We start from the raw sequence: 25415 nt of genomic DNA, 5'->3' as shown, positions 1-25415 counted from the left end.
GCTGCGCTGCACTTTGTTGGCGCCTTGCGGTTGTAAAAGGAAAAGATAATGTCCATCCAATGGTTCCCGGGGCACATGACCTCGGCCCGCAAGAAGGCCGGCGAGACGCTGGCCATGGCCGACGTCGTGGTCGAGGTGCTCGACGCCCGCCTGCCGGAGGCTTCGAGCAATCCCATGATTCACGAGCTGCGCGCCTTCCGCCAGCGGCCCTGTCTCAAGCTGCTCAACAAGGCCGACATGGCCGACCCGGAAGTGACCAAGGCCTGGCTGGCTTATTTTGAAAAGCAGCCGGGGGTCAAGGCGGTCGCCATTTCCTGCAAGAAGGCGAGCGACGTGGCGCGTATTCCCGGTCTGGCGCAGAAGCTGGCGCCGCACCGCAACGATGCCGTCAAGCCGCTGCGCCTGATGATCATGGGCGTGCCCAACGTCGGCAAGTCGACGCTGATGAACGCGCTGGTCAAGAAAAAGGTGGCGGCGGTCGGCGACCAGCCGGCGGTGACCAAGAGCCAGCAGCGCATCGACATCAGCTCGCGTCTGACCATTTACGACACGCCCGGCATGCTGTGGCCGAAGATCGCGCATCCGATCGACGGCCAGATGCTGGCCGCCAGCCATGCGGTCGGCGTCAATGCCTACATCGACATCGAGGTCGCGACCTTCCTCGCCGGCTTCCTGCTCGAACATTACCCGGCGCTGCTCACGGCACGCTACGGCTTTGCCACGGAAGGCATGGATGCGGTCGGTGTCATCGAAGCCGTCGCCAAACGGCGCGGTTGCCTGATGAAAGGGCGGGGCGGCGAGCTGGATCTGGAAAAGGCCTCCGGTTTGCTGTTGACCGATTACCGCAGTTGCGCGCTCGGCCGGATCAGCCTGGAAACCCCGTCCTTGCGTGCCGAACGGGCCAAACAGCTGCTCGAACAACAGGCGGCACCGGCTGCCGAAGAATGATTGTTTAAAAAAAATAAACTTCGAAACGAAGAGTGCTAGGTCGTTTCAGAAGTTTTGTATATAATTCGCGCCCTGTCGATGGTCATCATCGGCAAACACGTAGTTCCTCGATAGCTCAGTTGGTAGAGCGCCGGACTGTTAATCCGTAGGTCCCTGGTTCGAGCCCAGGTCGGGGAGCCAAAAATTCTGCTTCATGCCATTACCACTCGGCTAGCAGTCTTGTTGCCCATGTGGCTCAGTGGTAGAGCACTCCCTTGGTAAGGGAGAGGTCGGCAGTTCGATCCTGCCCATGGGCACCATTAATCCAGAATCCCCCAAAATCTCCCGCATGACCCGGTAGTGTCGCGTCTTTGCCGCGCAGACAAGGCTTTTGCACGGTCAACCGGGGATTTTTCCCGATTTTGGTCGTATCATCGATACCTGAACACAAGCCAAATAGTAACCAGCCGTGGAGAAGTAGCATGTTTCCTGAATACCGTGAACTCATCACCCAACTGAAAACGACGGATCGTCATTTCCTGAATATTTTCGACAAGCACAACGAACTGGATCAGAAGATCAAGAACATGGAATCCGGTATCGAACCGGCTACCCATGACGTCATCGAAGGCCTCAAGAAAGAAAAGCTCGTACTCAAGGACGAGCTCTACAGCACGCTGCGCAAAGCCAGCGCCGCCTGATCTTCGGGTCTTCGGCAAGAAAAAGCCACCTCGCGAGGTGGCTTTTTCTTTGTCGCTCAATTCTGGCTGCGCCTCTTGGCAGGCGCCCGGAGGGGCATTACATTGCTGGTTGCGGCACATATTTCGAATGTGCCATCGGGACGAGGAAAACATGCAGGCGCATCAGTGGCAGTGGGGGATCAGCCAGTGGGTCGAATATCTCAAGGACAAGGAAATTCCGGTCCTGGCAAGCACCCGCGCCGTTCTCACGGCGCTGCGCGAGGGGCCGGACGAAGAACGTGAGCGCCTGTCGGCACGCGACATGGCCGACATTGTTTACGCCGACCCCTATCTCGCCCTGAAAGTCCTGCGCAAGGCCGAAGACAGTCGTTCGCGCCAACTCGGTCACGATACGACGACGCCGCTGGCGGCCATCCTGCAGGTCGGCTTCGATGAATTGCACGATATCGTGATCGGCAGCCCGCTGCCGGTCGATGTCTTGCCCGGTTGCGCCATCTGCGAACAGCGTTCGCTGCTCGCCTCAGCGATTGCCCGCGCCTGGGCCGACCGGCGTGCCGACATCTCGTCCGACGAGGTGGCGATGGCAGCCTTGCTGGTCGAGATCGGCGAATTGCTGCTCTGGCATTTCGCGCCGGAAATGACCGACAAGGAAGTCGGCGTGCGCGAATGGAACGAGCGTTACTGGGCGCTGGCGCTACGCCAGTCGGAAATCGAATTCACCTTCCGTCAGCTGACCATGGCGCTGGCGCAGGCCTGGGGCTTGCCCGGCCTGGTCATTGCGCTGATCAAGGGCACCGACACGCCGCGCGCCAATATCGCGCGTCTGGCGGCCGATGCCGCCAAGCGCATCAGCATCGAGCCGGAAGTGCCGGCCTTGCTGGCGATCCTGCAGGAAGTGTCAGGCGTGGTGCCGGGCGCCGAGTTGGCTGAACTCGCCGCGCCGCTGCCCTTGCCGGACGAGCTGCGCGACGCCTTGCTGGCGGCGATTGCCGCGTTGCCGGCGGATTAGACGCGCAGCAGCGCGATCTTCAGCGGCGGTTGACCGTCGTGGCTGGGGAAATCTTCTTCCGGCGTGATCCATTCGAGTTCGCGTACCGTTCGTCCGGCCTTGGCGGCGCAGCGCTGCAACTGGTCGGCCCAGACTTCACGGGAAATCTGTGCCGCGTTGTTACAGCAGATCAGCGTGCCGCCTTCGGCCGTGCATAACAGCGCCGGCTTCATCAGCGCGGCGTAGTCATTGACGATATCGACGACGCCGAACGGGCTCTTGGCGTAGCGCGGCGGATCGAGGAAGACGACGTCGAAGCTGTGCTTTTCCAGCGTCGGGAAGGGCGGCATCGGCTTGCCGCGCACCTTCTTCGGCTGGCCGATGCCGGAGAGCTGGCGCATTGCGGCGAAGGCATCACTCTGCACGAAGCGCAGACGGATCGGCAGGTCGTTGAGGCGGGCGTTGTCCTTGCCGACTTTCAGGCTGGATTCGGCAAAATCGACATTGACGACGTGCGCGGCGCCGGCCTTGGCAGCGGCGACGCCGACGCCGCAGGTGTAGGCGAAGAGGTTGAGCAGCGTCTTGCCGGCGATTTCCTGCATGACGCGGCGGCGACCGGCGCGCATGTCGAGGAAGAGCCACGGATCCTGGCCGGCATGGCGGCCCTGCACCAGGTAGCGCACGCCCATTTCATGGAACTCGCGCGGCTGTTGTGCTTCCGCCAGGACGTCGAGCGGCAGCGGATTGACGATGCGCGAGTTGGCGCCGCTGCGGTCGTTGTAGATCGCGGTCAGGCCGGGCAGGACGCCGGCGTAGAACTGTTCGATGGCAACCCGGTCGTGGCCGTCGAGCGGCGTGTGGAAGCTTTGCAGCAAAAGCAGGTCGCCGTAGCGGTCGACCGTCAAACCGGGGTGATTTTCGCCGCTGCCGTTGAACAGCCGGTAGGCATTGGTGTCTTCGGCGTGCAGGCGTTCGAGGAGCGGCTGGCGCGCATCGAAGGCGGCTTGCAGGAGGGCGGTGAGTTGCGTCGTGGGCATGGGGTTTCCGGTCGGATTGCAGCGATCGGCGCGCAAATTGCCGCCGGAAAGCCGAGGCGATGCATTTTACCGGACGGGGTCGTCTACCGGGGGATTAAGAAGCGGCCACAACCGCCAGTGGCCGCAAGCCGAGCGGGCGCGCCGCTCGGAACCGGCCCAGCCGCCGTCATTGCACGGCCCGGTGCTGGTTTCGTCCTCGATCAGCACGCTGGCCGGCGTGTCACCCGGCTGGCGCGGGCCGCCCCAGTGTTCGCAACTGGCGCAGCGTTTGCGGTCGACGGCGTGGCTCAGCAATTTTTCGCGCTGCGGCAGGCCGCAATGCTCTGCGTCGCCGGGACGACGGCGCCGCCGTTGCCCAGCCAGCCCTTGATGCCGCTCTTGACGTTATAGACGCGGGCATAGCCGGCCTGTTGCGACAGGAATTGGCTGACTGCCTTGGTCCGGTTGCCGCTGCGGCAGATGACGATCAGTGGTTCATTCGGTTTGGCGACTTGCTGCGCCTGGCTTAGCCAGCCGGCCGGGTCGGACCGGCCGCGTTCGTCGAAGAAGGTCAGCAGCTTGCTGCCGGCGACGATGCCGGTTTCTTCCCATTCCGGCTGGGTGCGGATGTCGATCACCGGCGTGCCGGCCTTGAGCAGGCGTTGCAATTCCGCATTGTCGATATCGACGACCTCGGCGTGGGCGAGCAGGGAAGAAAAGGCGAGGGTGCAGGCAAGAAGCAGGCGGCGCATGGCAGATCCGAAAATAAGGAAACGCTGATTATAGGTTTTCCCGGCGCCACCCGCCCATTTTTGCCTCTGGCGAGTAGTCGACCGTCTGCTTGTTCAGACCGCATTCCGCTCGGCCGGTTCGCGCCCTGCGTGGGATAATCCGCGCTTTTTCCGGGGACCGGCATGGCGCTCAAATCGACTATCTTCAAGGCAGAACTGCAATTGGCCGATCTTGATCGCTCGCATTTCGGCGAATACCCGCTGACTTTGGCCCGTCATCCATCGGAAAACGACCAGCGCATGATGGTCCGCCTGCTCGCTTTTGCGCTCTACGCCTCGGAAACGCTGGCCTTCGGGCGCGGCCTGTCGAACGAGGACGAGGCGGCGCTGACCGATACCGATCTGACCGGCTGCATCGAGCGCTGGATTGACGTCGGCCTGCCTGACGAACGCAATATCCGGCGTGCCTGCGGGCGTGCCCGGCAGGTCGTGGTGCTTGCCTACGGCGGGCGCCAGGCGGAAATCTGGTGGCAGCAGTCGGCCGACAAGCTGGCCGGGCTGAAGAACTTGACGGTGCTTGCCCTGGCGCCGGAAGAGTCGGCGGCGCTGGCGGCACTCGCCGAGCGCAACATGCGCCTGCAGTGCACGATCCAGGACGGCACGATCTGGATCGGCACCGACAGCAAGCAGGTCGAACTCACGCCGCTGATCTGGCAAGCGCCGGCCGAGCGCTAAGCGGAGCCGCGGCCAGCAGCTTTTTGTTGGCGCCGTTTCCCAAAAACGGCAGCGGCAGGGCAGAATCTGTGTTCGCTCCATCCTGAGGCCTGCGCGATGAACCCGTCCTTCGATTTCAGCTACCACAACCCGACCCAGATCCATTTCGGCCCCAACAGCTTTGCCAAGCTCGCTGACCTGATTCCGCGCGATGCCCGGGTGTTGCTGCTCTACGGCGGCGGTTCGATCAAGAAGAACGGCATCCACGCCGAGGTCTGCGCGGCGCTGGCCGGGCGCCAGGTCGTTGAATTTGCCGGCGTCGAGCCAAATCCGACCCTGGAAACGCTGAGCCTGGCGGTCGACCTCGCGCGGCGGGAGAAAATCACGTTCATTCTCGGCGTCGGTGGCGGTTCGGTGGCCGACGGCGCCAAGTTCATCGCCTGCGCGGCGCTTTACGATGGCGATGGCTGGGACATCGTCAGTGGCAAGTTCGTGCCGCAGGAAGCACTGCCGGTCGGCATCGTGCTGACCCTGCCGGCGACCGGTTCGGAATCGAATGCCGGCGCCGTCGTCACCCGGCGGTCGACGCTGCAAAAGAAGGTGTTTTACGTGCCGCCGGCCCGGCCGCGTTTCGCCATTCTCAATCCCGACGTGATGGCCAGCCTGCCGGACCGGCAACTGGAAAACGGCGTCGTCGATGCCTTCGTGCATGTCTGCGAACAGTACCTGACCTATCCGGTCGGTGCGCTGGTCCAGGACGGTTACGCCGAGGCCGTGTTGCGCGCCCTGAAGACGCTGGCCGACAGTTTCGCACAGCGCCACACCACTGACTGGCGGCAAAACCTGATGTGGGCTGCCAACCAGGCCCTGTGCGGCGTTATCGGGGCCGGCGTGCCGGCCGACTGGGCGACGCATCGTCTGGCGGTCGAACTGACCGCGCTCTACGGCATCGATCACGGCCGCACGCTGAGCATCATCCAGCCCTGGCTGCTGCGCGAACTGATCGAGGCCAAGCGCGCCAAGTTGGAGCAGATGGGGCGCGAAGTCTTCCGCATGCCGGCGCCGACGGCCGAGCAGACCATTGCCGCGCTCGAAGCCTTCTACCGCAGCCTGAACATGCCGCTGCACCTCTCGGAAGCGGGTGTCGATGATCCGGATGCGGCAACGCGCGTCATGCAGGCCGTGCGCGAGCATGGCAATGCGGCGCTCGGCGGCCATGCCGGGCTGGACGAAGAGAAAACCACGCGGATCATCGCGGCCGCCTGCAGTTAGGCGGCACGCTGCTCAGCGGCGGAACAGGGTGGAAAACAGCGTCACGCCGGCGTCGATCAGATCGACAATCTCGGCACCGTCGAGGCTGTCGCCTTTTTTCTGTTTTTCGCGCAGCTGCCGGCTGCGTTCCCGTTCGCGCATGACGATGGCGTCGGCGAGCAGTTCGTAGTCGGGCGGTGCACTGCGCTTGACCTCGGCCTGCTGGTAACGTGCCAGCGCCTGCTCGACCGCCTGCGGATCGAGGATAGTGATCGGGGCGCGGCAATGGCTGCAGGCGTGGTCCTTGCGGATGTCGACCGGTGCGCCGCAGCCGTTGCAGCGCACGATGCCGACCTTGCTCGCCAGCTCGTCGATTTCCGCAACGGTCAACTGGCGGACGAAGCCCTTTTCGATCATGAACTGGGCAAAGGTCGTGAAGCGGCCGTGCTTTTGCAGGCAGCGGTGGTAGTTGAACTGGCCGCCGTGTCTGGCGACATCCAGGCCGTGCAGCAGCTTGTCGCTGCAGCGCGGGCAGACCAGCGGATCGCGCAGCGGCTGGCGCTGCTCGTCGTGGTGGTCCTGAATCAGCCGGAACAGTTCGAGTATCCCGCCCGGCGTCAGTTGGGCACTTTCGAAATCGTCAAACCAGATGCCCTGGCAGGAAAAGCAGATATCGAGTTCGATTTCGCCATGCAACTGGCGCTCGAAGGTTTTTTGCAGCATCGACTGCCGGCAGGACGGGCAGGAGGTGGATTTCATGGCGGCGGAGCGTTTTGATGACGGATGCAACTATAGCCCGGCTTTTCTCCGTTTCTCCGGAAAAGAGGCGAATCGCGTGTTGCCCGGGGCTTTTTTGAACATCATCATCCGTTAATATTCGCTCTTGCCAATTTCACCGGAAGTGCCATGCAGATCGCCGACCCGACCCAGACCACGCTGTGCAACGAAATGCAGTTGCTGTTCGCCGAATTGCCGCTCGACGCGGCGCATGTCCTTGAACTCGGCTGCGGCCGCGCCGACAAGACGCGGCAACTGGCGGCCAGCGGCCGGCCGGCGCAGATCCTGGCGCTCGAAGTCGATACCATCCAGCACGCGCGTAACCTGGAAATCGCCGATCTGCCGACGGTGCGTTTTGCGCATGGCGGGGCCGAGGCGATTCCGGCGGCAGATGCGAGTGTCGACATCGTGCTGATGTTCAAGTCCCTGCACCATGTGCCGGTTGCCGATATGGATGCGGCGCTTGCCGAAATCGCCCGTGTCCTCAAGCCGGGCGGTCTGGCCTGGATTTCCGAACCGGTCTTTGCCGGCAACCTGAACGAGGTGTTCCGCCTGTTCCACGACGAGAAGCTGGTCCGCGAAGCGGCTTTTGCCGCGGTCTGCAAGGCGGTCGAATCGGGCAGCCTGACGCTGGAAAAGCAGCTGTTCTTCAATACGCGCAGCTCTTTCGACAACTTCGCGCAGTTCGACACGCGCATGATCCAGGTCACGCACAGCGACCACCGCCTGTCGCCGGAGCTCTACCGGCAGGTGCAGGCAAAGTTCGAGTCCTTCGCCGGGCCGGACGGCTACACCTTCCACAACCCGCAGCGCGTCGACCTGCTGCGCAAGCCGGCCTGAAAAATCGCACGCAATCTCCCGCGAGTCATGTCCCCTTCGATGTAGGCGGCCAGGTTAAGGCCGGATGATTTTCTCCTCCCCTGAAAAGGGGAGGCCGGGAGGGGTTTAGAGTCCTGCCAAGCAGTGTCGCTACCTATTGAGCGATCACGGCAGCTTCCGGAAAGCCGCTTCAGCCGCAGGCCGCGGTCGGGCGTACCGTACCGAGATTGAGCGTGACGCCTTTTTTCATCTTGCCGATGACGTGCATTTCGCAGGCCTTGCAGTCGAACTTGAGGATCAGCTTTTCGCTGCCATTGACCAGGGTCATCGGGTCCGGCTTCAGGTGCTTCACTTCCTTCGGGCACAGGTTGAAGCTGTAGCGCAGGCAGTGGCGGGTGATCATCAGCGACACCATGCCCTTTTCCTGGTTCGCCTCGTAGGCGTCGGCGATCAGCTGGACGCCATGCTTCTCGTAGAAATGACGGGCCTTGGCGTTGAAGACATTGCCGAGATAGGTCAGTTCGTCCTGCGGGTAGGGCACGGGATTGGCAGCGGGTGCGGCGCGCGGCGGACGCGGGTGGGTCGCGATGCGGGCTGCTTCCAGCTTTTCGGTGGCCTCGCGGCGCAGCGCATTGAGCGTACCGACCGGCAGGAACCACGGCTGGCTGAGCTTGAGTTCGACCGGTTGCGCGCTGAACATCGTGTTGCCGAACTTGCCGAGGCTGTCTTTCAGCGTATTCGTCGCCCGTTCGGCGTTCTGGGCGATTTCCTGGCCGTGGACGAGGTTGACCGTTACGGACACATTGTCCTCATCGGTCAACGTCAGGGAAAAGCCGTTTTCCGTCTCGGCGAACACGGGTTGTACGGCGACGCGGCGTTCGGCCGAGTCCTTTTCCAGTGAGCGCTCGAATTCCTGGTCGCGGTTGCGGAACAGCGTGGTGCCTTCGGTCAGTTCGGCGGGAATCTCGACCGGGAAGAGCTTGGTGCCTTCGGCCCGGTTGATGCGTACGCCGACCACGTCGCCATGCGCGTCGTAGAAGCAGATGCCGTCGCCGTTATTGAAGGGTTTTTCGGCGTTGACCGTAAACCAGCCGTCGCCGATCTCGACGACTTCGCCGATCAGCTCGCCGACGAAAGCCGGCGAATCGAAGGCGCCGATGTCGTCCTGGCGCTCGTTGGCGAAATAGTCGGTGTAGCCGCGGTTGAAGGTCTTCTCCGGTTGCGGCTCGAAGGTAAAAGTGCTGCTGCCGCTTGAAGCGCGGGTGAATTCCGGGTTTTCGGCGATGATTTCGTCGAGCAACTGGCGGTAGTGCGCCGTGATGTTCTTGACGTAGGAGAGGTCCTTCAGGCGGCCTTCGATCTTGAAGGACGAGACGCCGGCGCGCGCCAGTTCCAGCATGTTCTGTGTCTGGTTGTTGTCCTTCATCGACAGCAGATGCTGGTTCTCGGTGATCGTCTTGCCCTTGTCGTCGATCAGTGTGTAGGGCAGGCGGCAGGCCTGCGAACATTCGCCGCGGTTGGCGCTGCGCCCGGTGTGGGCGTGGCTGATGAAGCACTGGCCGGAATAGGCGACGCACAGTGCGCCATGCACGAAATATTCGAGGGCGAGCGTCGTTTCCGCGGCAACCTTCTCGACTTCCTTGATCGTCATCTCGCGCGCCAGCACGACCTGCGAGAAACCGGCGTCTTCGAGGAATTTCACCTTGGCCGGATTGCGATTGTCGGTCTGCGTGCTGGCATGCAGCTGGATCGGCGGCAGTTCGACTTCGAGCAGGCCCATGTCCTGGATGATCAGCGCGTCGGCGCCGGCTTCATAGATTTTCCAGGCCAGTTGGCGGGCTTCTTCGAGTTCGTCGTCGCGCAGGATGGTGTTCAGCGCGACAAAAACCTTGGCACGGAAGCGGTGCGCGAATTCGCACAGGCGGGCGATGTCTTCGATGGTGTTGCCGGCGCCGTAGCGCGCACCGAAGGCCGGACCGCCGATATAGACGGCATCGGCGCCGTGCCGGATGGCTTCGATGCCGAAGTCGGCGTTCTTGGCCGGGGCGAGGAGTTCGAGCGGGTGTTGGATACGGGTCATGGGCAACTTAGTATGCGAAACGCGGCGCAAGTTCCTCGATATTGAACTCGCGCAGGATGGCCTCGGCGCGTTCGCGGGCATTTTTCCTGGGGGCGCCGCGCTTGCTGGCGATGATCAGCTCGTTCTTCATCGAATGTTCCCAGCCGACCAGTTCGGTGACGGTGACGTCGTAGCCGTGCGCCTCGAGCAGCAGGCAGCGCAGCACGTTGGTCAGATGGCTGCCGAGTTCGCGTGTGTGGATCGGGTGGCGCCACAGTTCGGAAAGCGGCGTCTTGCCCAGCGACTCGTTCTTGCGGGCGCGCATCGTCGCGGCGACTTCGGCCTGGCAGCAAGGTACCAGCACGATATGTTTGGCGTTCTTCTCCAGCGCGAAGCGGATCGCATCGTCGGTCGCGGTGTTGCAGGCATGCAGCGCAGTGACGACGTCGATCTGCGCGGGCAGGGCGGCGGAGTGCGTCGACTCCTCGACCGTGACATCGAGAAAGCTCATGCCGGCGAAGCCGAGACGCTTGGCCAGCTCGCGCGATTTCTCGACCAGTTCCTTGCGCGTCTCGATGCCGTAGATGTGGCCGTGCTGTTCGTCCGCCTGGCGCGCCTTGAAATACAGGTCGTAGAGGATGAAGCCGAGGTAAGACTTGCCGGCGCCGTGGTCGGCCAGGCTGGTGGCGTCGGCGAGCAGCGGTTCGATGAATTGATAGAGGTGATAGACCTGCTTGAGCTTGCGCCGCGTGTCCTGGTTCAGCTTGCCGTCGCGGGTCAGGATGTGCAGTTCCTTGAGCAGTTCGATGGACTGGCCGGGGCGGATTTCCGGGATTTCGGCGGGGATGTTCGGCTTTTTCATAGGGCGCGATTATCGCATTTGACGACGCTTTGCCGCGGCGAAAAAAGTTTTGAAATTTCTATTACTTTTGTGTCAACCGAATCAATACCGGGTCGTTATTCGGCTCATGGTGATCCAACACCGCATCTAAACACGGAGAGACAAATGGGCAGTTTGAGCAACGAATCTTTCGAACAGTTTCTTGATTCCCTGAAAAACGCCGGTATTACCATTTCCAACGAAGCCGAACTGCGTGAGCGGCTGGCTGAAGCACAACGTTGGCGTTTTGCCTTCCAGACCCTGGCTGCCAACGGCAAGGTCATCGGCATCAACTTCGAAGATCGCTCCGAAGGCCGCAACGAAGCCGCCATCGATCGCGCTTTCAACGAATTCCAGTTTTCCGAAAATACCAAGGCTGTGTTCTCCGCCAATCTGAAGCACTAATCCCCAAATATCCGGTTTTGGCCTTCCGCCATGGCGGGGGGCAAAAAGAAGAACGGGCGCCATACGGCGCCCGTTTTGCATGGTGGCTGGCGGTTGACCGCGTACCGCCCGCGAAAACGGCGGTACGCGCGGTCCGGCCTCAGCGCGTGATCGGCTTGTAGCGGATACGCTTCGGCTTGGCGCCTTCTTCGCCGAGGCGCTTCTTCTTGTCTTCCTCGTATTCCTGGAAGTTGCCTTCGAAGAAGTTCCATTGCGAATCGCCTTCAGCGGCCAGGATGTGCGTACAGATGCGGTCGAGGAACCAGCGATCGTGCGAGATGACCATCGCGCAACCGGGGAATTCGAGCAGCGCATCTTCCAGGGCGCGCAGCGTTTCCACGTCGAGGTCGTTCGACGGTTCGTCGAGCAGCAGGACGTTGCCGCCGGTCATCAGCGTCTTGGCCAGGTGCAGACGACCGCGTTCGCCGCCGGACAGGTTGCCGACCTGCTTGCCCTGGTCGGCGCCCTTGAAGTTGAAGCGGCCGATGTAGGCGCGCGACGGCATTTCGAACTTGCCGATCTGCAGGATGTCGCTGCCCTGAGCCAGTTCCTCGAACACCGTCTTGGAACCGTCGAGGCAGTCGCGCGACTGGTCGACGTAGGCGATTTTGACCGTCGGGCCGATGTCGACCGTACCGGAGTCCGGCTGCTGCTGGCCGGTGATCATCTTGAACAGCGTCGATTTACCGGCGCCGTTCGGGCCGATAATGCCGACGATGGCGCCGGCCGGGATCGTGAAGCTGACGTTGTCCATCAGCAGCTTGTCGCCGAAGGTCTTGGTGACGCCAGCAAACTCGATGACCTTGCCGCCCAGGCGCTCGCCGACCGGGATGAAGATTTCCTGGGTTTCGTTGCGCTTCTGGTATTCCTGGCTCGACATTTCCTCGAAACGGGCCAGACGCGACTTGGACTTGGCCTGGCGCGCCTTCGGATTCGAGCGCACCCATTCCAGTTCCTGCTTCATCGCCTTCATGTGGGCGTCGATCTGCTTGTTTTCGGTTTCCAGACGGGCTTCCTTCTGCTCCAGCCAGGACGAGTAGTTACCCTTGTACGGAATGCCGTGGCCGCGGTCGAGTTCGAGAATCCACTCGGCGGCGTTGTCGAGGAAGTAGCGGTCGTGGGTGACGGCGACGACGGTGCCGGGGAAGCGGACGAGGAACTGTTCCAGCCATTCGACCGATTCGGCGTCCAAGTGGTTGGTCGGTTCGTCGAGCAGCAGCATGTCGGGCTTGGCGAGCAGCAGCTTGCACAGCGCGACGCGGCGTTTTTCACCGCCGGACAGGTTGCCGATCACGGCTTCCCAGGGCGGCAGACGCAGCGCGTCGGCGGCCAGTTCCATCTGCGCTTCGGTGTCGGAACCGGCGGTCGAGATGATCGCTTCGAGACGGGCCTGTTCTTCGGCCAGCTTGTCGAAATCGGCGTCCGGGTCGGCGTAGGCGGCATAGACTTCATCGAGCTTGGCCTGCGCCTGCATGACTTCGCCGAGGGCGGATTCGATTTCTTCCTTGACCGTCTTGCTCGCGTCGAGCTGCGGTTCCTGCGGCAGGTAGCCGATCGAAACGCCGGCCAGGTGCTGCACTTCGCCGTCGTATTCCTTGTCCACGCCGGCCATGATCTTGAGCACGGTCGACTTGCCGGAACCGTTCAGACCGAGCAGGCCGATCTTGGCGCCGGGGAAGAAGGAGAGGGAAATATCCTTGATGATCTGCCGCTTGGGCGGGACGATCTTGCTGACGCGCAGCATCGACATTACGTATTGAGCCATGGACCTTGCCTGTCGCTGGAAATGAATAGCCGCAAAGTCTACGAGGCTTCGCGGCAAATGACCAGCATTCCCGGCAATTTGGCTTTTTCCGGGCAGTCGACCGGTGGGCGGCGCTTCGAGCGCCGATGGCGAGTTGCGATCGCTGGCGAATGCCTGTCCAGCCTGGCACGACATCGGTAAACCTGTTGAAAAATGCTTGTGGTTGCAAATGCAAGTCATTCTCAACTAAAATTTAAAAAGGTTGTACCTCTTTCATTTGTCCCGCCGGGACAAGCCAACACGTGCTACACAAGCCAGCCTTCGCCAGCCAGTGTTTCTTTTCAGGGAAAACACAATGCTGCGAATGACTCCAATCGCACTGGCCATGGGCATGCTTGCTCTGCCGCAATGGGCCTTGGCCCAATCCGCCACCAATGAAAATGCCGAAATCGAACGGACGCTGCCGACAGTAAATGTGTCGGCAAGTGCGGATCAGCCGTCCGACTTGCCCGCGCCCTACGCCGGCGGCCAGGTTGCCAAGGGGGCGCGCCTGGGCGCGCTGGGCAACCGGAATGTCATGGACACCCCGTTCAATATCACCAGTTATACCGCCGAACTGATCGAGAATCAGCAGGCGCGAAGCATTGCCGATGTGATGGCCAACGAGGCGTCGGTCCGTTTTACAACCACGAGCGGGCACGCCTACGAAAATTTCCGGGTGCGCGGTTTTGACGTCAATTCTTCCGAAATCGCGATCAACGGCATGTTCGGCCTGGCGCCTAGCGGCCATGTGCCGCTCGAGGCAATGGAGCGGGTCGAGGTATTGAAAGGCCCGAGTGCGCTGTTCAGCGGCATGCCGCCGGGCGGCGGGGTCGGCGGGGTGATCAACCTGGTCCCCAAGCGGGCAGGTGACGATCCGCTGACCCGCGTCTCGGTCGGCTATCAATCGGCCGGGCAACTGATGACGAGTGTCGATGCGGGCCGGCGTTTCGGCGAGCGCAAGGAGTTCGGCGCCCGGATCAACGGCGCGTTCAGCGATGGCGACACGGAACTCGACGGTCAGTCCAAGAAGCGTCAATTCCTCTCCGGCGCGTTCGACTATCGCGGCGAAGCGCTGAAGGCTACGCTGGATGTCCATTACGGCAAGGAATCCTTCTCCGGCGGTACGCCGGCGATGTACTGGTTCCAGAGCACTACGCCGATCCCGAAGGCGCTCGACCCGCGGACCAATTTGTTCCCCGGCGCCAGCGGTACGCTGGAGAGCAAGGCCGTCATTGCCCGCGCCGAGTACGAAATCAATCGAAATGTCTCGCTGTTTGCCGGACTGGGCGCGATGAGTTTCGAGCAGACCGGCTTCATCAACGGAACCCACGCCCGCAATATCGCCGCCAATGGCAACTTCACCGCCGCGACCAACGGTACCCGCTCCTACACCGATAGCGTTTCGGCCGAAGCCGGCGTGCGTTCGCGCTTTACCACCGGCAACGTCGGGCACGAACTGGTTGTGCATCTCTCCAACCTGGAGCAGGAAAGCGGCTCGGCGACCACCTCGACCAGCACGACCTCGAACATCTACAACCCGGTGACGACGCTGGTCATGCCGGATTCGCCGGCTTATGCGCCGAAAACATCGGAAACGACGCTGTCCAGCCTGGCGCTGGTGGATACCCTGGCCTTCATGGAGGATCGGGTCTTGCTGACGCTGGGCTTGCGCTACCTGAACGTCAAGACGACTAATTACAACGCAGCGACCGGCGCCGTGATCATCCCGTCATACGACAAGAGTGCCGTGACGCCGGCCCTCGGGATCGTTCTCAAGCCCTGGGGGCAAGGTGTTTCCCTGTACGGCAATTACGTTCAGGGCTTGAGCAAGGGCGCTACGGTTACCGATACCTCGGCCACCAACAAGAATTTCGTGTTCGCGCCCTACGAGACCGAACAGATGGAGACCGGGGTCAAGTGGAATGCCGGAAATTTCACCAACACCGTCAGCTTGTTCGAAATCACCAAGCCGACCACGCTTGCGAACGGCAGCAGCACCAACCCGACCTACACCGACGACGGCGAAAAGCGCGTACGCGGTCTGGAGTGGAATACCTTTGGCACGCTGACGCGCAATCTGCGGGTGCTGGGCGGGATTGCCCATTCCCGCGGCGTTCAGACCAAAACTGCCAATAACCAATACAACGGCAATGTCGCCATCGGCACCCCGCGCTGGCAGGGCAATCTGGGCGCCGAGTGGGATGTGCCGGCACTTTCCGGCCTGACGCTGAGCGGTCGTGTCGTGTCCACCAGCAGCCAGTATCTCGATGCGGCCAATCAGCAGAAGGCCTCGGGCTGGAGCATCCTCGATGTCGGGGCGCGTTACCGCACGCTGATGAGCGGTCGCCCCCTGGTGCTGCGTGTGAACGTTAACAACCTGTTCGACAAGCGCTACTGGTCGGGCAGTTTCAGCGACAGCTACGCGATGGCAACTCTGGGCGCGCCGCGCACCGTGACGGCCTCCGCAACGATGGATTTCTGAACGGCATGCGTTACCTGAGTGTAAATATCCTGGCAGGTCTGGTGCTGGCGGCGGCAACGTCGCCGGCCCGGGCCGGGAGCGAGCCGGCCGCATGGTCCGCCGTGGTCTTGCCGCAAGCGCAGCAACTGGATGTCGAGGCTGCCGCAACCGGCTTCCGCTACCGGGTATTCGTTTCGGTGCCGGCTTCGCCGCCGCCGGCCGACGGTTACCCGGTGCTTTATGTGCTGGACGGCAATGCGGCATTTCCCGTGGCGACCTTTCTGGCGCGCAGTGCGGAAAGTCGGCGTGAAGTGACCGGGCTGGCGCCGCCTGTCGTTGTCGGCATTGGCTATCCGGGCGCGGATGATTTCGACGTGACGGCCCGGCGTCGCGACTACACCATCGGCCCGGACGATCGTAGCGATGCAGCGACGGCGGGCGGGGCCGAGCATTTTCTCGACTTTATCGAGAGGGAACTCAAGCCGCTGCTGGCTGCGCGCCACCCCATTGACCGCAAGCGTCAGGCCCTGTTCGGTCATTCCTTCGGCGGCCTGTTCGTGCTGCACGCCCTGTTTACCCGACCGACCGGCTTTACGACCTACCTGGCGTCCAGTCCTTCGATCTGGTGGCAGGACAAAAGGGTGCTCGGCGAATTGCCGGGATTGATCGCGTCGGGTATTTCACCCCGTGTGCAGATCAGTGTCGGCGCTCTCGAGGACAATCCGCCGAAGGGAAACCATCCGCCCGAGGTCCGGGCCCTGATGGCGACTCGCACGATGATTCCCGCGGCGCGTGAGCTTGCCGGAAAGCTGCAGAGCCTTGCCGCCTTCCGCGACAAGGTGGTCTATCACGAACTGGCCGGAGAGGATCACGGTCCGGTCTGGTTGCCGGCCATGACGCGCGGCATGCAGTTTTTCCTGGAACAGCCTTAGGGCTTGCCGGCTACAAGGTATCCACCATGAAAATGTCGCTCCTGATCGGTCTGGCCCTGCTTTTATCGGGTTGCGCCGCCATTTACCTGGGCTCGCCCAATCAGCGCTGGCTGCCTGTTCCCTGGCGCGCCCGGCTGGCCCGGTTCCTTGGTGGCCTGTTGCTGGCGCTGGGCTGGCTCGCTTTGGTCAGGGAAATGCAATGGCTGACCACGGCCTTCGTGTTCCTGACCGCCCTGATGCTGTTCTTCTCGCTGCTGCCCTACCTCGGTGCTTTCCTCGATATGCGGCGAAAGGGGCGGCATGTCTGAGAAGAAATCCCCGGCGGTGCACCGTGACTGGCTGGCCAAAAGCGCCGCTGGCATTTTGTGCGGCGGCGTCCTGGCATTTGCCTGCAGCGGCCTGTTCGCACAGTTGAATGCCGACCTGCCGCTGGCCATCCGTGGGCAGCTGGCGATGTGGATGGTGCCGCCAATCTGGCTGGGCGTGCTCAGCGGCGCCTATTTCTTTTCCAGCGGGGGCCGGGCCTGGCTCGGGCTGGGCGGCGCCAGCGCGTGCGTGGTCGGCACCTGGCTGGCCGTCCGCTTATCCTGATCCGGGACCTGAACATCATGCGTACAGACTTCGTCCGTATCTACAAGTCGGTCCATACCTGGACCGGCATCCTTACCGGCATGGCGCTATTCATCGCCTTCTACGCCGGTGCCCTGACTGTTTTCAAGGAACCGCTGGCGCGCTGGGTGGCGCCACCCAAACAGGTCGAAAGCGTGCCGCTGGCGCAGGCGCAACAACTCATGCTCGGCGCCCTGGCGGTCAACCCGGCTGCGGCACGGGATTTCACCATCCATCTCGATGACGCCGAACACATCGCGGGCCGCATGGATTGGCAGGTGCGCGATCCGGCGGCTGACGAGCACGACGAGACAGCCGTGCGCCATTACGCGGCGACGCTCGATGCGGCCGGTAATGCCGTCGTTGTCGAAACGCATCCTTCGCCCCTGGCCGGCTTCATCGACACGCTGCACCGGGTGGTCGGCCTGCCGGTCGATAACGACCCGAATCGCTGGATCATGGGCATTGTCGCAGCGCTCTATGCGCTCGCGCTCGTTTCCGGGGTGGTCGTGCTGCTGCCTTCGCTGGTCAAGGATTTCTTTGCCTTGCGGGTCGGCAAGAACCTGAAGCGCATGTGGCTCGACGCCCATAACGTGATCGGCATCGTCAGCCTGCCTTTTCACCTGGTCATGGCGCTCACCTCGGTGGCCTTTGCCTTTCATGACGAGATCTACGTCATTCAGGACAAGCTCGTGCACGAAGGAAAATGGGCGGCCGCCTTCCAGAGACCCAAACCGGCACCGGGAGCCAGCGCCGTGCACGAACCGGCCGCCATGCTGCCGCCTGAGGTCTTGCTGGCCCGGGCCGGGGAATTTGCTCCCGGTTTCGTTCCTTCGATGCTGCAATACCAGCAGGTCACCGGGGTGCGTCCGACGCTCCGTATCTGGGGCAAGGATGCCGCTGCTGTCTCGCCGCGGGCGCGCGGCGGCTTTCTCGCCCTTGATCCGTTCAGCGGCAAAGTCATCAACAGCGATTTCCTGCCCGGTCGACAGAGCACGCCCAACCTTTTTGTCAGCAGCTTTTTCGCCCTGCATATGGCGGCCTTCGGCGGCACGCTCGTCCAGTGGATGTACTTTCTGCTCGGTCTGGCCGGGGCCTGGCTGTTCTACAGCGGCAATCTGCTGTGGGTGGAAAGCCGGCGGCGCAAGGCGGCGCGGCAAAGTGACGATGTGCCGGTACAGCGCCAGGATGCGCGTTGGCTGGCTGCAGCGACGGTCGGCGTCTGTCTGGGATGCATGGGCGGCATTTCCTTGACGATTGTCGGCGGCAAGTGGCTGTACGGCCATGTGGACAACCTCGGCGCCTGGCATGTCGGGCTCTACTATGCGGCCTTCTTCGCCAGCATCGCCTGGGCCTTCCGGCGCGGCTGCGCGGCTGCTGCCGTACATCTGCTGTGGGCGGCCGCCTTGTTCACCCTGGCGATACCGCTCACCACGCTGCTCGCCTGGCGCTTTCCTTCCCTGGGAATGTGGGCGCATACCTCGGCGGAAAGTCTGGGCGTCGATGCGACGGCCCTGGTCGGAGCCCTGGTGTTTGCCTGGATGGCACGCGCCACCTCGCATCGCATTCGGCACGGCGTGGCCGATAGTGTCTGGTCGATCGAAGGCCGGGCTGGTTCGGCCACGCCCGCCTGAGTCTTGGTGTCGGCTGGCAGGGGGGCGGTGTGTTGCCATGCACCGCTTTTCCTGGGGCGCTTCGATGCCGGGGAGCGAACTCCGGGTCTGCGCGGCAAATGACCAGCATTCCGGCAATTTGGCCTTCCGGGCATGGTCGACCGGTGGGCGGCAGTAGTGCCGCCCGCTTGGGTTTTAGCCGACGATGGCGCTCAGGGTCGGCACGCTTTCGCTGCGCGCCCAGTTCTGGGACGGCTTTTCCGCCGACAGGGCATTGATGTCGCCGCACAGTTCGCCACCTTCATCGATGACCAGCTTGCCGTAGCGGATCTTGCCGCTGACCTTGCCGGTGGCGTGGATGATCAGTTGCGAGCGGGCGGTCAGTTCGCCGTCGAAGCTGCCATGGATTTCCGCGATGTCGATGCTGACCTTGCCCGAGAACGAGCCCTGGTCGGCGATACGGATCACCCGGCTGTCCATGGTCGCTTCGACGCGGCCTTCGACCACCAGTGTGTCGCAGTCGAGAATTTCGGCGCCTTTCAGTTTGACATCGGGGCCGACGATGAGTCGGGCGCCGAGCACGTTTTCGGAAATGGGCGCTTCCTTTTCCACGGCCGGCGGGGCCGCCGGTGTTTCGGGGGCGACTTGCTGCGCGGCGCGGGTGGTCAGGTCGACCGGCGGGGCGCCGTTGCTGCCGGGGATGGTTCTGACATCCTTGCGGACGACGGGATCGTTGCGCGTGGTGATGACGGGTTTGCTGAACATGAAGACTCCTCGTTGGGTGGGGCGAAAGGGGATAGCTTCGGAAAGCAAACGCGATAAGCGTGCCATCAGTGAAATAGATATCTAAAACAAAGGCTTGGGTTTTTGCCTTTTCTGGCGAGTCGACCGTATGGACGGTATCTGTCGGCAAATGGCGACAGCTTTTTTTGCTGCGGATCAGCAAGCCTTAAGCCGCTTGGCTTAAGCTTGTCGTGTATTGGCGACGTGACTTGCAAGGTGATGATTATTCGATTGTTTTTGTTTTTCTCAAAGGCGTTGGCAGCTGCCTGCCCGGTTCCCGGTGCGGCGGCCAGGCGGTCTACACTGGAATTTTCGCGAAAAGCCTGCGCATGATCCGGATTTCCTTTCGCCAGGGCATGTTGCTCGGCTTTACCGTCATAGTCCTGCTGCTCGCCGGCGCAGCATTGCAAAGCTGGCTGGTGCTTGAGCGCCTGGTCGAGCAAAGCCGGCAGACCAGCGAACAGGCGATTGCCCTGACCGCGGAGATACAGGAGCTCGGCGAGCGCACCGTCGATCTCGAACGCAGTGCCCGCCAGTATCTGCTGCTCAGTGACCCGGTCTTTCGCCAGCGTTTCGACGAACATCTGACGCAGTCACTGGCGCTGGTTGATCGCCTCGATGTACAGGCCGGCGATTCGCTGGCCTCCTTGCTTGGCGGCTGGCGGATGGTCGCCGGCGCCTTGCGCAGCGGCCTTGAGCAGAAAGTCGGCAAGGCCGAGCTGGCGCCTTTGTTGACGCGTCTGGTCGAGTTGAACGGGCTGATCAAGGAGGCCGGGCAGCGCTGGATCGAAAGCCGCAACAAGCAGGTGCTCAAGGATCTGGACGCCAACCGGCGGCATCTTGGTTTGCAGATCGCGCTGGCGCTGGGCGGTGCCTTGCTCGCGGCCACGGCGATGGGCTGGTGGCTGGTACGCCCGGTGCGGCAACTGGAGCAGGCGATCGGCCGGCTCGGCGCGAGCCGTTTCGACGAATCGGTCCTGGTCGGTGGTCCGGTCGACCTGCGTCGTCTGGGCAAACGTCTGGACTGGTTGCGTCTGCGTCTGGCGGAGCTCGAATCCGACCGCGAGCGCGCCCTGCGGCATGTGTCGCATGAACTGAAAACGCCGCTCACGGCGCTCAAGGAGGGCATCGCGCTGTTGCGCGAGGAAGTGCCGGGGCCGCTCGCCGGCAACCAGCGCGAAGTGGTCGATATCCTGCAGCACAACGTCGCCGGCTTGCAGCAGCAGATCGAAAGCCTGCTCAGCCTCAATGCCGCTGCCTTTGAAGCGCGCCGGCTGAATATCGGCAAGGTCAATCTCGGCAAGCTGCTGAGTGGCGTCGTGCAGCGCCGCGAACTGCATGTCCAGTCGCGGCAGTTGAAGGTGCTGGTCGAGACGCCGGATGACAACCATGCGCTGCTCGATGCCGAGAAAATGGCGGTGGTGCTCGACAATCTGCTGTCCAATGCCATTGATTTCAGCCCGGAAGGCGGCGAAATTCGCTTGCTTGCCCGACATGCCGAGCGCGCCTGGTATTTCGAGTGTATCGACCAGGGCCCTGGGGTTGCCGCCGAGGATGCGCAACGGATTTTCGATCCGTTTGTCCAGGGCCAGCGTCAGGCGCCATCCCTTCGCCGCGGCAGCGGGGTCGGGCTTTCCATCGTGCGCGAACTGGTGCGCGCGATGGGCGGCTCGGTGAGCTTGTTGGCGGCCGAGCAGGGCGCTCATTTTTGTGTGGAACTCCCCGATGATCAGTAATTCGCAACGCTGGCGGCAGGCTGCCGGTAAATCAACTCTGCCTATCCTGCTTGTGCTCAGCCTGCTGCTCGGGGCCTGCGCCAATACGGCTGGGCCGCGACCGCCGGCTTACGACGGGCCGGGCCCTTTGCCGCCGCTTGCCTATTACCAGTTGCTCGGCAAAATGAGTCCGGCTGAGCTTGGCCGTGAGCGCTCGGTGCTGGCGGCCTTGCCGGCAACGTCCAACACGCAGTTGCGGCAGGCGATGCTGGCCGGCCATCCGCGCGCGGCGCCGGATTTGACCAAGGCAATCGCGCTGCTCGACGGCATCCTGAAATCGAGCGATCCGGCCGCGCTCAGTCTGCAGCCGTTGGCCCGCCTGCTGGCCGACAACTATCTGGAACGCCAGAAACTCGATGTGCAGTTGGAACGTCAGGGCCAGCAGTTGAAGGAGAGCCAGCGCAAGAGCGTCGAGCTGCAGGAAAAGATCGATGGTCTGGCCGACATCGAGCGCACCCTGCCGCAACGCACGCACAGTCTGCGGCCGGCCCCGGTGGGGCGGAGCAAATGACGGCCGGCGCGCACGTCCTGGTCGTCGATGACGATGAAGATATCCTGCGCCTGCTCAGCATGCGCCTGCTGGCGCGCGGCTTTCGCATCACCGCGGCAGGCTCGGCCGAGGAGGCGCTGGCGCACATCGCGGTTGATCCGCCACGCGTCGTGGTCAGCGACGTGCGTCTGCCGGGGCGCGATGGCCTCGCCCTGTTCGAGGAAATCCGCACGACGCGGCCGACCCTGCCGGTCATTCTGCTCACCGCGCACGGCAGCATTCCTGATGCGGTCGACGCCACTTCTAGGGGCGTTTTCGGCTATCTGACCAAGCCGTTCGACAGCCAGGTCCTGCTCGAGAAAATCGATCAGGCGCTGCAGCTTTCCGCGCCGGAGCTGCCGGTTTCGGCCTCCGGTACGGCAGCGGGCAGCGCGCAGGCCGATGAATGGCTGGCCGGCATTGTCTTTCGCAGCACGCAGATGGCCGAGTTGCTCGCCGAGGCGCGCATGGTGGCGGCGTCTGACGCCAGCGTGCTGATCCGCGGCGAGAGCGGTACCGGCAAGGAAGTGCTGGCGCGTGCCATTCATCGCGCCAGTCCGCGCGCCAAGGGGCCGTTTGTCGCGATCAATTGCGGTGCCATTCCCGAGCAGTTGCTGGAGTCCGAGCTTTTCGGGCATCTCAAGGGAGCGTTCACCGGTGCCGGCAATAACCGGGTCGGGTTGATCCAGGCAGCCAATGGCGGCACCTTGTTTCTCGATGAAATCGGCGACATGCCGCTCAGCCTGCAGGTCAAGCTACTGCGCGTACTGCAGGAGCGCGTCGTGCGGCCGGTGGGGGCGACCCGTGCCGAGCCGGTCGATGTGCGTCTGGTTTCGGCGACGCATCGCGATCTCGATGCCGCGATGGCGGAGGGCCAGTTTCGTGAAGATCTTTATTACCGGCTCGATGTCGTTTCGCTGACGCTGCCGCGGCTGGAAGAGCGGCGCGAGGACATTCCGCTGCTCGCCGCCCATTTTGTGCAATTGCTGGCCGCCAAGTACGGCAAGCCGATTACCGGCTTCGCCCCGGATGCACTGGAGGCGCTGGCCACGGCTGCCTGGCCGGGCAATGTCCGGCAGCTCTACAACGTGGTCGAGCAGAGTTGCGCCCTGAATTCGACGCCGCTGATCCCCTTGTCGCTGGTCCAGCGTGCCCTGCGCCTGCCGACCATGGAGGCGCTCAGCTATGCCGAGGCGAAACAGCGCTTCGAGCGCAATTACCTGGTGCAGCTGCTCAAGCTGACCGATGGCAACGTCGCCGACGCGGCACGCATTGCCGACCGCAATCGCACCGAGTTTTATCGCTTGCTGCAAAAGTACGATCTGACGCCGGCGATGTTCCGCAGCGAGAGCGAGGCGCTTGGCGAGCGCTGAGCATCGCTTGCCTGGCCGCGCCAAGCCTGGCCGGCTGTCGCCGTCAGGCGACCGAAAATCCCCGTGATGTGGGCGTCTATTTCCTATCTAATTGATTAATTTAATTTAAATTTTCTGGCACGGTCCTCGCAATAGACCTTTGGTATTGAATTACTGGAGGAGCAGGACATGATCAAACGTCATTTCGCAGTTGCCGGTTTTATTGCCGTCGTGGCGCTCTGTGGTCTGGGGCTGACCGCCTTTGCCACCGACGATCCACAAGTCATCGCCAGCGTCAGCATGGCCGGCGAAACGCTGGACACGGTGCTCACCGAAAAGGTCGAAACCTTGTTGCGCACGGACATCGGGCTGGCCGGCTCGCAATTACGTGTGCAGGGCAGGGCGGGTGTCGTCACCGTCGGCGGCACCGTGCCCGACGAACATTCGCTGCGCCGGGCGCTCGACCTGGCGAGCAGCGTGCGCGGCGTCAGGGAAGTGCGCAATGCAATGGAGATCGACTCCCCAAAATGATCGGGGCGGTATGGCGAGGCTTGCTCAGTCTGTTTGCAGCGTTACCAGCAATGCACCCTCATCGACCGTATCGCCCTCTGTAACGTGTATGGCAACCACCTTGCCGGCGTAGGGGGTCGGAATATCGAGCGCCACCTTGCCGGTTTCGAGAACAAGAATGGTGTCGTCAAAATCAACCTCATCGCCGACTTTGACCAGGATTTCGAGAATGAAGACATTGCCACTGGCACAGGAGCCGCAACTCTCCCAGCACTCGGGATACTTCGGCATACGGACGAATTTGGCGCGCATTTAAAATTTTTCCTGGAAACCCTTGCATTCTACGTCTTCGTCCGTATAATGCGCGGCTCTTGCAGTGCGCCCGTAGCTCAGCTGGATAGAGTACTTGGCTACGAACCAAGGGGTCGGGCGTTCGAATCGCTCCGGGCGCACCAGCAAAGACAAGCAGTACCAGCAGTAAAACTGATCATCGATCAGCAAATAGTTTTGACAGTGCGCCCGTAGCTCAGCTGGATAGAGTACTTGGCTACGAACCAAGGGGTCGGGCGTTCGAATCGCTCCGGGCGCACCAAAAGAACTTGAAGTATCAAACACTTAGGCCAATCTCTGATTGGCCTTTTTGTTTTCCGTGGGGAGAAAATGGGGACTCAGCTTCCCAATCTGCTCCCGGCGGATCATCTCCAGGCTTCGATTCGTCCGGCTACGTTCATCGGTAATCCGCTCCAGGGCTTCCACCAGTTCCTCAATCTGAGCGACTGAGTAATGTGCGGTCATGCCCCGGCGGGTGTGCCAAAGAACGTCAGCAATCGTTTCCTCCCTAACTCCTGATTCACGCAATCGCATCCCAACGGTGTGTCGCAGATCATGGAAGTGAAGATCAGGAAGTCCCGCCTTTGCCCTCGCACGCTGCCACCCACTATTGCCTACGGTCTCAATCCGGTTTCCCTGGTAGGGAAAGACATACTCGGCATGTTTGCCGCGTTGCCCCTCGATGATGCTTTGGGCCACCGAATTACAGACCAGAACACGACTACGTTTCCTGCCTTTCACGTTCTCCCTGGGGACGTCAAAAACAGACCGTTCCAGTTCGGGGATGTAAATTTCCCATTCCCAGCGCAGACCACAAACCACCTCATCCCGCGCGCCGGTGTTCAGATCGAACAGGGCCATCTTTGCGAGATGGTCCGCCAAGTGCGGCAACAAACGCCGCTGCTCGGCCCAGGTAATCGGGCGAGGCTCACGCTGAAAGCCAATGAGCGGCAGCATGGTGATGAGCGGAGGGGTCTCCAGCCAGGTTTTTCCATCCTCATCGCGCCAACTTCGCGCGGCCAGGTTGAGAATCCGGCGAACAATCCCGAGGCCGAGATTGATCGTTTTATGAGACCGCCCTTCATCCTTGCGCTGCTTCACATAGGCCGCCAACGTCTGATCGTGAATCTGATCGAGCGTGAGCTTGCCAATTAACGGCACCAACTTTTCCAGCAGATAGATATCGGTTTGAAGCGATACCTTCTCCCGGTGGTCGAGCAGATACTTCGCGGCAGCCTCATCGAACGTCCGTTTCTGGCGAACGCCGAAGAGGTGCTTTTGCCGTAGCTGCTCCAGTTGGAGGATCAGCCAGGATTCCGCTTCTTCAAATCGTTCAAAACGGTTGCGAAGTCGAGTGCCTTTGAAGACCTTATCAACCCACCAGAAGCCTTGCGGGTCTTCGTAAATGCCGGATTGTGTTCGGCCCAT

26 protein-coding genes and 4 tRNA genes are annotated in these 25415 nt (G+C 62.2%); 20 read left to right on the top strand and 10 right to left on the bottom strand.

Features of this window, described 5'->3' with window-relative positions:
* The first annotated feature begins 48 nt into the window (after nucleotides 1-48).
* From ylqF to KIG99_RS01415, 5 genes are all read left to right on the top strand, one after another.
* Nucleotides 49-948, top strand: a complete 900-nt coding sequence (ylqF, locus tag KIG99_RS01435; RefSeq protein WP_226458444.1) for a ribosome biogenesis GTPase YlqF — start codon at nucleotides 49-51, stop codon at nucleotides 946-948.
* Between the two features lie 104 nt (nucleotides 949-1052).
* A tRNA-Asn gene (locus KIG99_RS01430) sits at nucleotides 1053-1128 on the top strand.
* Between the two features lie 44 nt (nucleotides 1129-1172).
* Nucleotides 1173-1247, top strand: a tRNA-Thr gene (locus KIG99_RS01425).
* 162 nt (nucleotides 1248-1409) lie between these two features.
* Nucleotides 1410-1628, top strand: a complete 219-nt coding sequence (locus tag KIG99_RS01420; RefSeq protein WP_226458443.1) for a YdcH family protein — start codon at nucleotides 1410-1412, stop codon at nucleotides 1626-1628.
* Nucleotides 1629-1779: 151 nt separating this feature from the next.
* On the top strand, nucleotides 1780-2637 hold the full coding sequence (locus KIG99_RS01415) for an HDOD domain-containing protein (RefSeq protein WP_226458442.1): 858 nt from the start codon (nucleotides 1780-1782) through the stop codon (nucleotides 2635-2637).
* On the opposite strand, the gene KIG99_RS01410 is transcribed toward KIG99_RS01415, so the two are convergent.
* The 3 genes from KIG99_RS01410 to KIG99_RS01400 form a co-directional block, all read right to left on the bottom strand.
* Nucleotides 2634-3653: a class I SAM-dependent rRNA methyltransferase gene (locus KIG99_RS01410; RefSeq protein ID WP_226458441.1), complete on the bottom strand. Its 1020-nt coding sequence runs from the start codon at nucleotides 3651-3653 to the stop codon at nucleotides 2634-2636. The two genes, KIG99_RS01415 and KIG99_RS01410, sit on opposite strands and share 4 nt — an antisense overlap.
* A 66-nt stretch (nucleotides 3654-3719) precedes the next feature.
* On the bottom strand, nucleotides 3720-3947 hold the full coding sequence (locus tag KIG99_RS01405; protein ID WP_226458440.1) for a hypothetical protein: 228 nt from the start codon (nucleotides 3945-3947) through the stop codon (nucleotides 3720-3722).
* Nucleotides 3941-4384 (bottom strand): rhodanese-like domain-containing protein, encoded by a 444-nt coding sequence (locus KIG99_RS01400; RefSeq protein ID WP_226458439.1) that lies wholly within the window; start codon nucleotides 4382-4384, stop codon nucleotides 3941-3943. Before KIG99_RS01400 ends, KIG99_RS01405 begins: the two co-directional genes overlap by 7 nt.
* Before the next feature lie 162 nt (nucleotides 4385-4546).
* Between KIG99_RS01400 and KIG99_RS01395 the strand changes: the two genes are divergently transcribed.
* Together KIG99_RS01395 and KIG99_RS01390 are read left to right on the top strand one after the other, a co-directional pair.
* Nucleotides 4547-5098, top strand: a complete 552-nt coding sequence (locus KIG99_RS01395) for a YaeQ family protein (RefSeq protein ID WP_226458438.1) — start codon at nucleotides 4547-4549, stop codon at nucleotides 5096-5098.
* A 96-nt stretch (nucleotides 5099-5194) separates the two neighbouring features.
* Nucleotides 5195-6349, top strand: a complete 1155-nt coding sequence (locus KIG99_RS01390) for an iron-containing alcohol dehydrogenase (RefSeq protein WP_226458437.1) — start codon at nucleotides 5195-5197, stop codon at nucleotides 6347-6349.
* Nucleotides 6350-6361: 12 nt separating this feature from the next.
* On the opposite strand, the gene KIG99_RS01385 is transcribed toward KIG99_RS01390, so the two are convergent.
* A complete protein-coding gene (locus KIG99_RS01385) occupies nucleotides 6362-7087 on the bottom strand; it encodes a zf-TFIIB domain-containing protein (RefSeq protein WP_226458436.1) in 726 nt (241 codons plus the stop codon).
* Between the two features lie 147 nt (nucleotides 7088-7234).
* Here KIG99_RS01385 and KIG99_RS01380 point away from each other — a divergent pair, with 147 nt between their 5' ends.
* Entirely contained in the window at nucleotides 7235-7945 is a 711-nt protein-coding gene (locus tag KIG99_RS01380) for a class I SAM-dependent methyltransferase (protein WP_226458435.1), read from the top strand.
* A 169-nt stretch (nucleotides 7946-8114) separates the two neighbouring features.
* Here the strand turns inward: KIG99_RS01380 and KIG99_RS01375 are convergent, their stop codons facing one another.
* On the bottom strand, nucleotides 8115-10004 hold the full coding sequence (locus KIG99_RS01375) for a peptidase U32 family protein (protein ID WP_226458434.1): 1890 nt from the start codon (nucleotides 10002-10004) through the stop codon (nucleotides 8115-8117).
* Nucleotides 10005-10011: 7 nt separating this feature from the next.
* Nucleotides 10012-10845: a class I SAM-dependent methyltransferase gene (locus KIG99_RS01370; RefSeq protein ID WP_226458433.1), complete on the bottom strand. Its 834-nt coding sequence runs from the start codon at nucleotides 10843-10845 to the stop codon at nucleotides 10012-10014.
* A 144-nt stretch (nucleotides 10846-10989) separates the two neighbouring features.
* Here KIG99_RS01370 and KIG99_RS01365 point away from each other — a divergent pair, with 144 nt between their 5' ends.
* A complete protein-coding gene (locus KIG99_RS01365; RefSeq protein WP_226440257.1) occupies nucleotides 10990-11268 on the top strand; it encodes a hypothetical protein in 279 nt (92 codons plus the stop codon).
* Nucleotides 11269-11407: 139 nt separating this feature from the next.
* Here the strand turns inward: KIG99_RS01365 and ettA are convergent, their stop codons facing one another.
* Entirely contained in the window at nucleotides 11408-13072 is a 1665-nt protein-coding gene (ettA, locus tag KIG99_RS01360; protein WP_226458432.1) for an energy-dependent translational throttle protein EttA, read from the bottom strand.
* 334 nt (nucleotides 13073-13406) lie between these two features.
* Here ettA and KIG99_RS01355 point away from each other — a divergent pair, with 334 nt between their 5' ends.
* From KIG99_RS01355 to KIG99_RS01335, 5 genes are read left to right on the top strand one after another with little or no spacing between them, the layout of a single operon-like run.
* A complete protein-coding gene (locus tag KIG99_RS01355; protein WP_226458431.1) occupies nucleotides 13407-15575 on the top strand; it encodes a TonB-dependent receptor in 2169 nt (722 codons plus the stop codon).
* A 5-nt stretch (nucleotides 15576-15580) separates the two neighbouring features.
* The gene (locus KIG99_RS01350) at nucleotides 15581-16486 is read left to right on the top strand and encodes an alpha/beta hydrolase (protein WP_226458429.1); all 906 of its coding nucleotides are present in this window, start codon (nucleotides 15581-15583) and stop codon (nucleotides 16484-16486) included.
* 26 nt (nucleotides 16487-16512) lie between these two features.
* Nucleotides 16513-16794, top strand: coding sequence for a hypothetical protein (locus tag KIG99_RS01345; RefSeq protein ID WP_226458428.1), 282 nt, complete (start codon nucleotides 16513-16515; stop codon nucleotides 16792-16794).
* Nucleotides 16787-17077 (top strand): hypothetical protein, encoded by a 291-nt coding sequence (locus tag KIG99_RS01340; protein WP_226458427.1) that lies wholly within the window; start codon nucleotides 16787-16789, stop codon nucleotides 17075-17077. Before KIG99_RS01345 ends, KIG99_RS01340 begins: the two co-directional genes overlap by 8 nt.
* Nucleotides 17078-17094: 17 nt before the next feature.
* Nucleotides 17095-18729, top strand: coding sequence for a PepSY-associated TM helix domain-containing protein (locus KIG99_RS01335; RefSeq protein ID WP_226458426.1), 1635 nt, complete (start codon nucleotides 17095-17097; stop codon nucleotides 18727-18729).
* A 174-nt stretch (nucleotides 18730-18903) separates the two neighbouring features.
* On the opposite strand, the gene KIG99_RS01330 is transcribed toward KIG99_RS01335, so the two are convergent.
* Complete coding sequence (locus KIG99_RS01330) at nucleotides 18904-19473, bottom strand: bactofilin family protein (protein WP_226458425.1); 570 nt, start codon at nucleotides 19471-19473, stop codon at nucleotides 18904-18906.
* 347 nt (nucleotides 19474-19820) lie between these two features.
* Between KIG99_RS01330 and KIG99_RS01325 the strand changes: the two genes are divergently transcribed.
* The 4 genes from KIG99_RS01325 to KIG99_RS01310 all read left to right on the top strand — a co-directional run bounded on the left by KIG99_RS01325 (nucleotide 19821) and on the right by KIG99_RS01310 (nucleotide 23678).
* A complete protein-coding gene (locus KIG99_RS01325) occupies nucleotides 19821-21227 on the top strand; it encodes a HAMP domain-containing sensor histidine kinase (protein ID WP_226458424.1) in 1407 nt (468 codons plus the stop codon).
* Complete coding sequence (locus KIG99_RS01320; RefSeq protein WP_226458423.1) at nucleotides 21217-21777, top strand: permease; 561 nt, start codon at nucleotides 21217-21219, stop codon at nucleotides 21775-21777. The genes KIG99_RS01325 and KIG99_RS01320 overlap by 11 nt, the downstream gene beginning before the upstream one ends.
* Nucleotides 21774-23168, top strand: coding sequence for a sigma 54-interacting transcriptional regulator (locus KIG99_RS01315; protein WP_226458422.1), 1395 nt, complete (start codon nucleotides 21774-21776; stop codon nucleotides 23166-23168). The genes KIG99_RS01320 and KIG99_RS01315 overlap by 4 nt, the downstream gene beginning before the upstream one ends.
* A gap of 168 nt (nucleotides 23169-23336) precedes the next feature.
* Complete coding sequence (locus KIG99_RS01310; protein WP_226458421.1) at nucleotides 23337-23678, top strand: BON domain-containing protein; 342 nt, start codon at nucleotides 23337-23339, stop codon at nucleotides 23676-23678.
* 24 nt (nucleotides 23679-23702) lie between these two features.
* Here the strand turns inward: KIG99_RS01310 and KIG99_RS01305 are convergent, their stop codons facing one another.
* Nucleotides 23703-23969, bottom strand: coding sequence for a biotin/lipoyl-containing protein (locus KIG99_RS01305; RefSeq protein WP_226458420.1), 267 nt, complete (start codon nucleotides 23967-23969; stop codon nucleotides 23703-23705).
* 66 nt (nucleotides 23970-24035) lie between these two features.
* Here KIG99_RS01305 and KIG99_RS01300 point away from each other — a divergent pair.
* Nucleotides 24036-24112: transfer RNA gene (locus KIG99_RS01300), tRNA-Arg, on the top strand.
* Between the two features lie 60 nt (nucleotides 24113-24172).
* A tRNA-Arg gene (locus KIG99_RS01295) sits at nucleotides 24173-24249 on the top strand.
* A gap of 23 nt (nucleotides 24250-24272) precedes the next feature.
* Here KIG99_RS01295 and KIG99_RS01290 read toward each other — a convergent pair.
* The gene (locus KIG99_RS01290) at nucleotides 24273-25415 is read right to left on the bottom strand and encodes a tyrosine-type recombinase/integrase (RefSeq protein WP_226458419.1); all 1143 of its coding nucleotides are present in this window, start codon (nucleotides 25413-25415) and stop codon (nucleotides 24273-24275) included.

The sequence above is a fragment of the Quatrionicoccus australiensis genome, assembly GCF_020510425.1.
GTDB lineage: Bacteria > Pseudomonadota > Gammaproteobacteria > Burkholderiales > Rhodocyclaceae > Azonexus > Azonexus australiensis_A.
Note: the sequence above shows the minus strand (reverse complement) of the source record. Positions and strands in the feature narration are given on the sequence as shown.

Excerpts from the sequence above, each read along its gene's own strand:
- KIG99_RS01380 (WP_226458435.1), top strand. The coding sequence starts at position 7,235 with ATGCAGATCGCCGACCCGACCCAGACCACGCTGTGCAACGAAATGCAG.
- KIG99_RS01385 (WP_226458436.1), bottom strand. The coding sequence starts at position 7,087 with ATGAAATCCACCTCCTGCCCGTCCTGCCGGCAGTCGATGCTGCAAAAA.
- KIG99_RS01340 (WP_226458427.1), top strand. The coding sequence starts at position 16,787 with ATGTCTGAGAAGAAATCCCCGGCGGTGCACCGTGACTGGCTGGCCAAA.
- KIG99_RS01325 (WP_226458424.1), top strand. The coding sequence starts at position 19,821 with ATGATCCGGATTTCCTTTCGCCAGGGCATGTTGCTCGGCTTTACCGTC.
- KIG99_RS01375 (WP_226458434.1), bottom strand. The coding sequence starts at position 10,004 with ATGACCCGTATCCAACACCCGCTCGAACTCCTCGCCCCGGCCAAGAAC.
- KIG99_RS01390 (WP_226458437.1), top strand. The coding sequence starts at position 5,195 with ATGAACCCGTCCTTCGATTTCAGCTACCACAACCCGACCCAGATCCAT.
- KIG99_RS01335 (WP_226458426.1), top strand. The coding sequence starts at position 17,095 with ATGCGTACAGACTTCGTCCGTATCTACAAGTCGGTCCATACCTGGACC.
- KIG99_RS01420 (WP_226458443.1), top strand. The coding sequence starts at position 1,410 with ATGTTTCCTGAATACCGTGAACTCATCACCCAACTGAAAACGACGGAT.
- KIG99_RS01365 (WP_226440257.1), top strand. The coding sequence starts at position 10,990 with ATGGGCAGTTTGAGCAACGAATCTTTCGAACAGTTTCTTGATTCCCTG.
- KIG99_RS01305 (WP_226458420.1), bottom strand. The coding sequence starts at position 23,969 with ATGCGCGCCAAATTCGTCCGTATGCCGAAGTATCCCGAGTGCTGGGAG.
- KIG99_RS01315 (WP_226458422.1), top strand. The coding sequence starts at position 21,774 with ATGACGGCCGGCGCGCACGTCCTGGTCGTCGATGACGATGAAGATATC.
- KIG99_RS01415 (WP_226458442.1), top strand. The coding sequence starts at position 1,780 with ATGCAGGCGCATCAGTGGCAGTGGGGGATCAGCCAGTGGGTCGAATAT.
- KIG99_RS01330 (WP_226458425.1), bottom strand. The coding sequence starts at position 19,473 with ATGTTCAGCAAACCCGTCATCACCACGCGCAACGATCCCGTCGTCCGC.
- KIG99_RS01395 (WP_226458438.1), top strand. The coding sequence starts at position 4,547 with ATGGCGCTCAAATCGACTATCTTCAAGGCAGAACTGCAATTGGCCGAT.
- KIG99_RS01320 (WP_226458423.1), top strand. The coding sequence starts at position 21,217 with ATGATCAGTAATTCGCAACGCTGGCGGCAGGCTGCCGGTAAATCAACT.
- KIG99_RS01410 (WP_226458441.1), bottom strand. The coding sequence starts at position 3,653 with ATGCCCACGACGCAACTCACCGCCCTCCTGCAAGCCGCCTTCGATGCG.
- ylqF (WP_226458444.1), top strand. The coding sequence starts at position 49 with ATGTCCATCCAATGGTTCCCGGGGCACATGACCTCGGCCCGCAAGAAG.
- KIG99_RS01290 (WP_226458419.1), bottom strand. The coding sequence starts at position 25,415 with ATGGGCCGAACACAATCCGGCATTTACGAAGACCCGCAAGGCTTCTGG.
- KIG99_RS01400 (WP_226458439.1), bottom strand. The coding sequence starts at position 4,384 with ATGCGCCGCCTGCTTCTTGCCTGCACCCTCGCCTTTTCTTCCCTGCTC.
- ettA (WP_226458432.1), bottom strand. The coding sequence starts at position 13,072 with ATGGCTCAATACGTAATGTCGATGCTGCGCGTCAGCAAGATCGTCCCG.
- KIG99_RS01355 (WP_226458431.1), top strand. The coding sequence starts at position 13,407 with ATGCTGCGAATGACTCCAATCGCACTGGCCATGGGCATGCTTGCTCTG.
- KIG99_RS01310 (WP_226458421.1), top strand. The coding sequence starts at position 23,337 with ATGATCAAACGTCATTTCGCAGTTGCCGGTTTTATTGCCGTCGTGGCG.
- KIG99_RS01370 (WP_226458433.1), bottom strand. The coding sequence starts at position 10,845 with ATGAAAAAGCCGAACATCCCCGCCGAAATCCCGGAAATCCGCCCCGGC.
- KIG99_RS01350 (WP_226458429.1), top strand. The coding sequence starts at position 15,581 with ATGCGTTACCTGAGTGTAAATATCCTGGCAGGTCTGGTGCTGGCGGCG.
- KIG99_RS01345 (WP_226458428.1), top strand. The coding sequence starts at position 16,513 with ATGAAAATGTCGCTCCTGATCGGTCTGGCCCTGCTTTTATCGGGTTGC.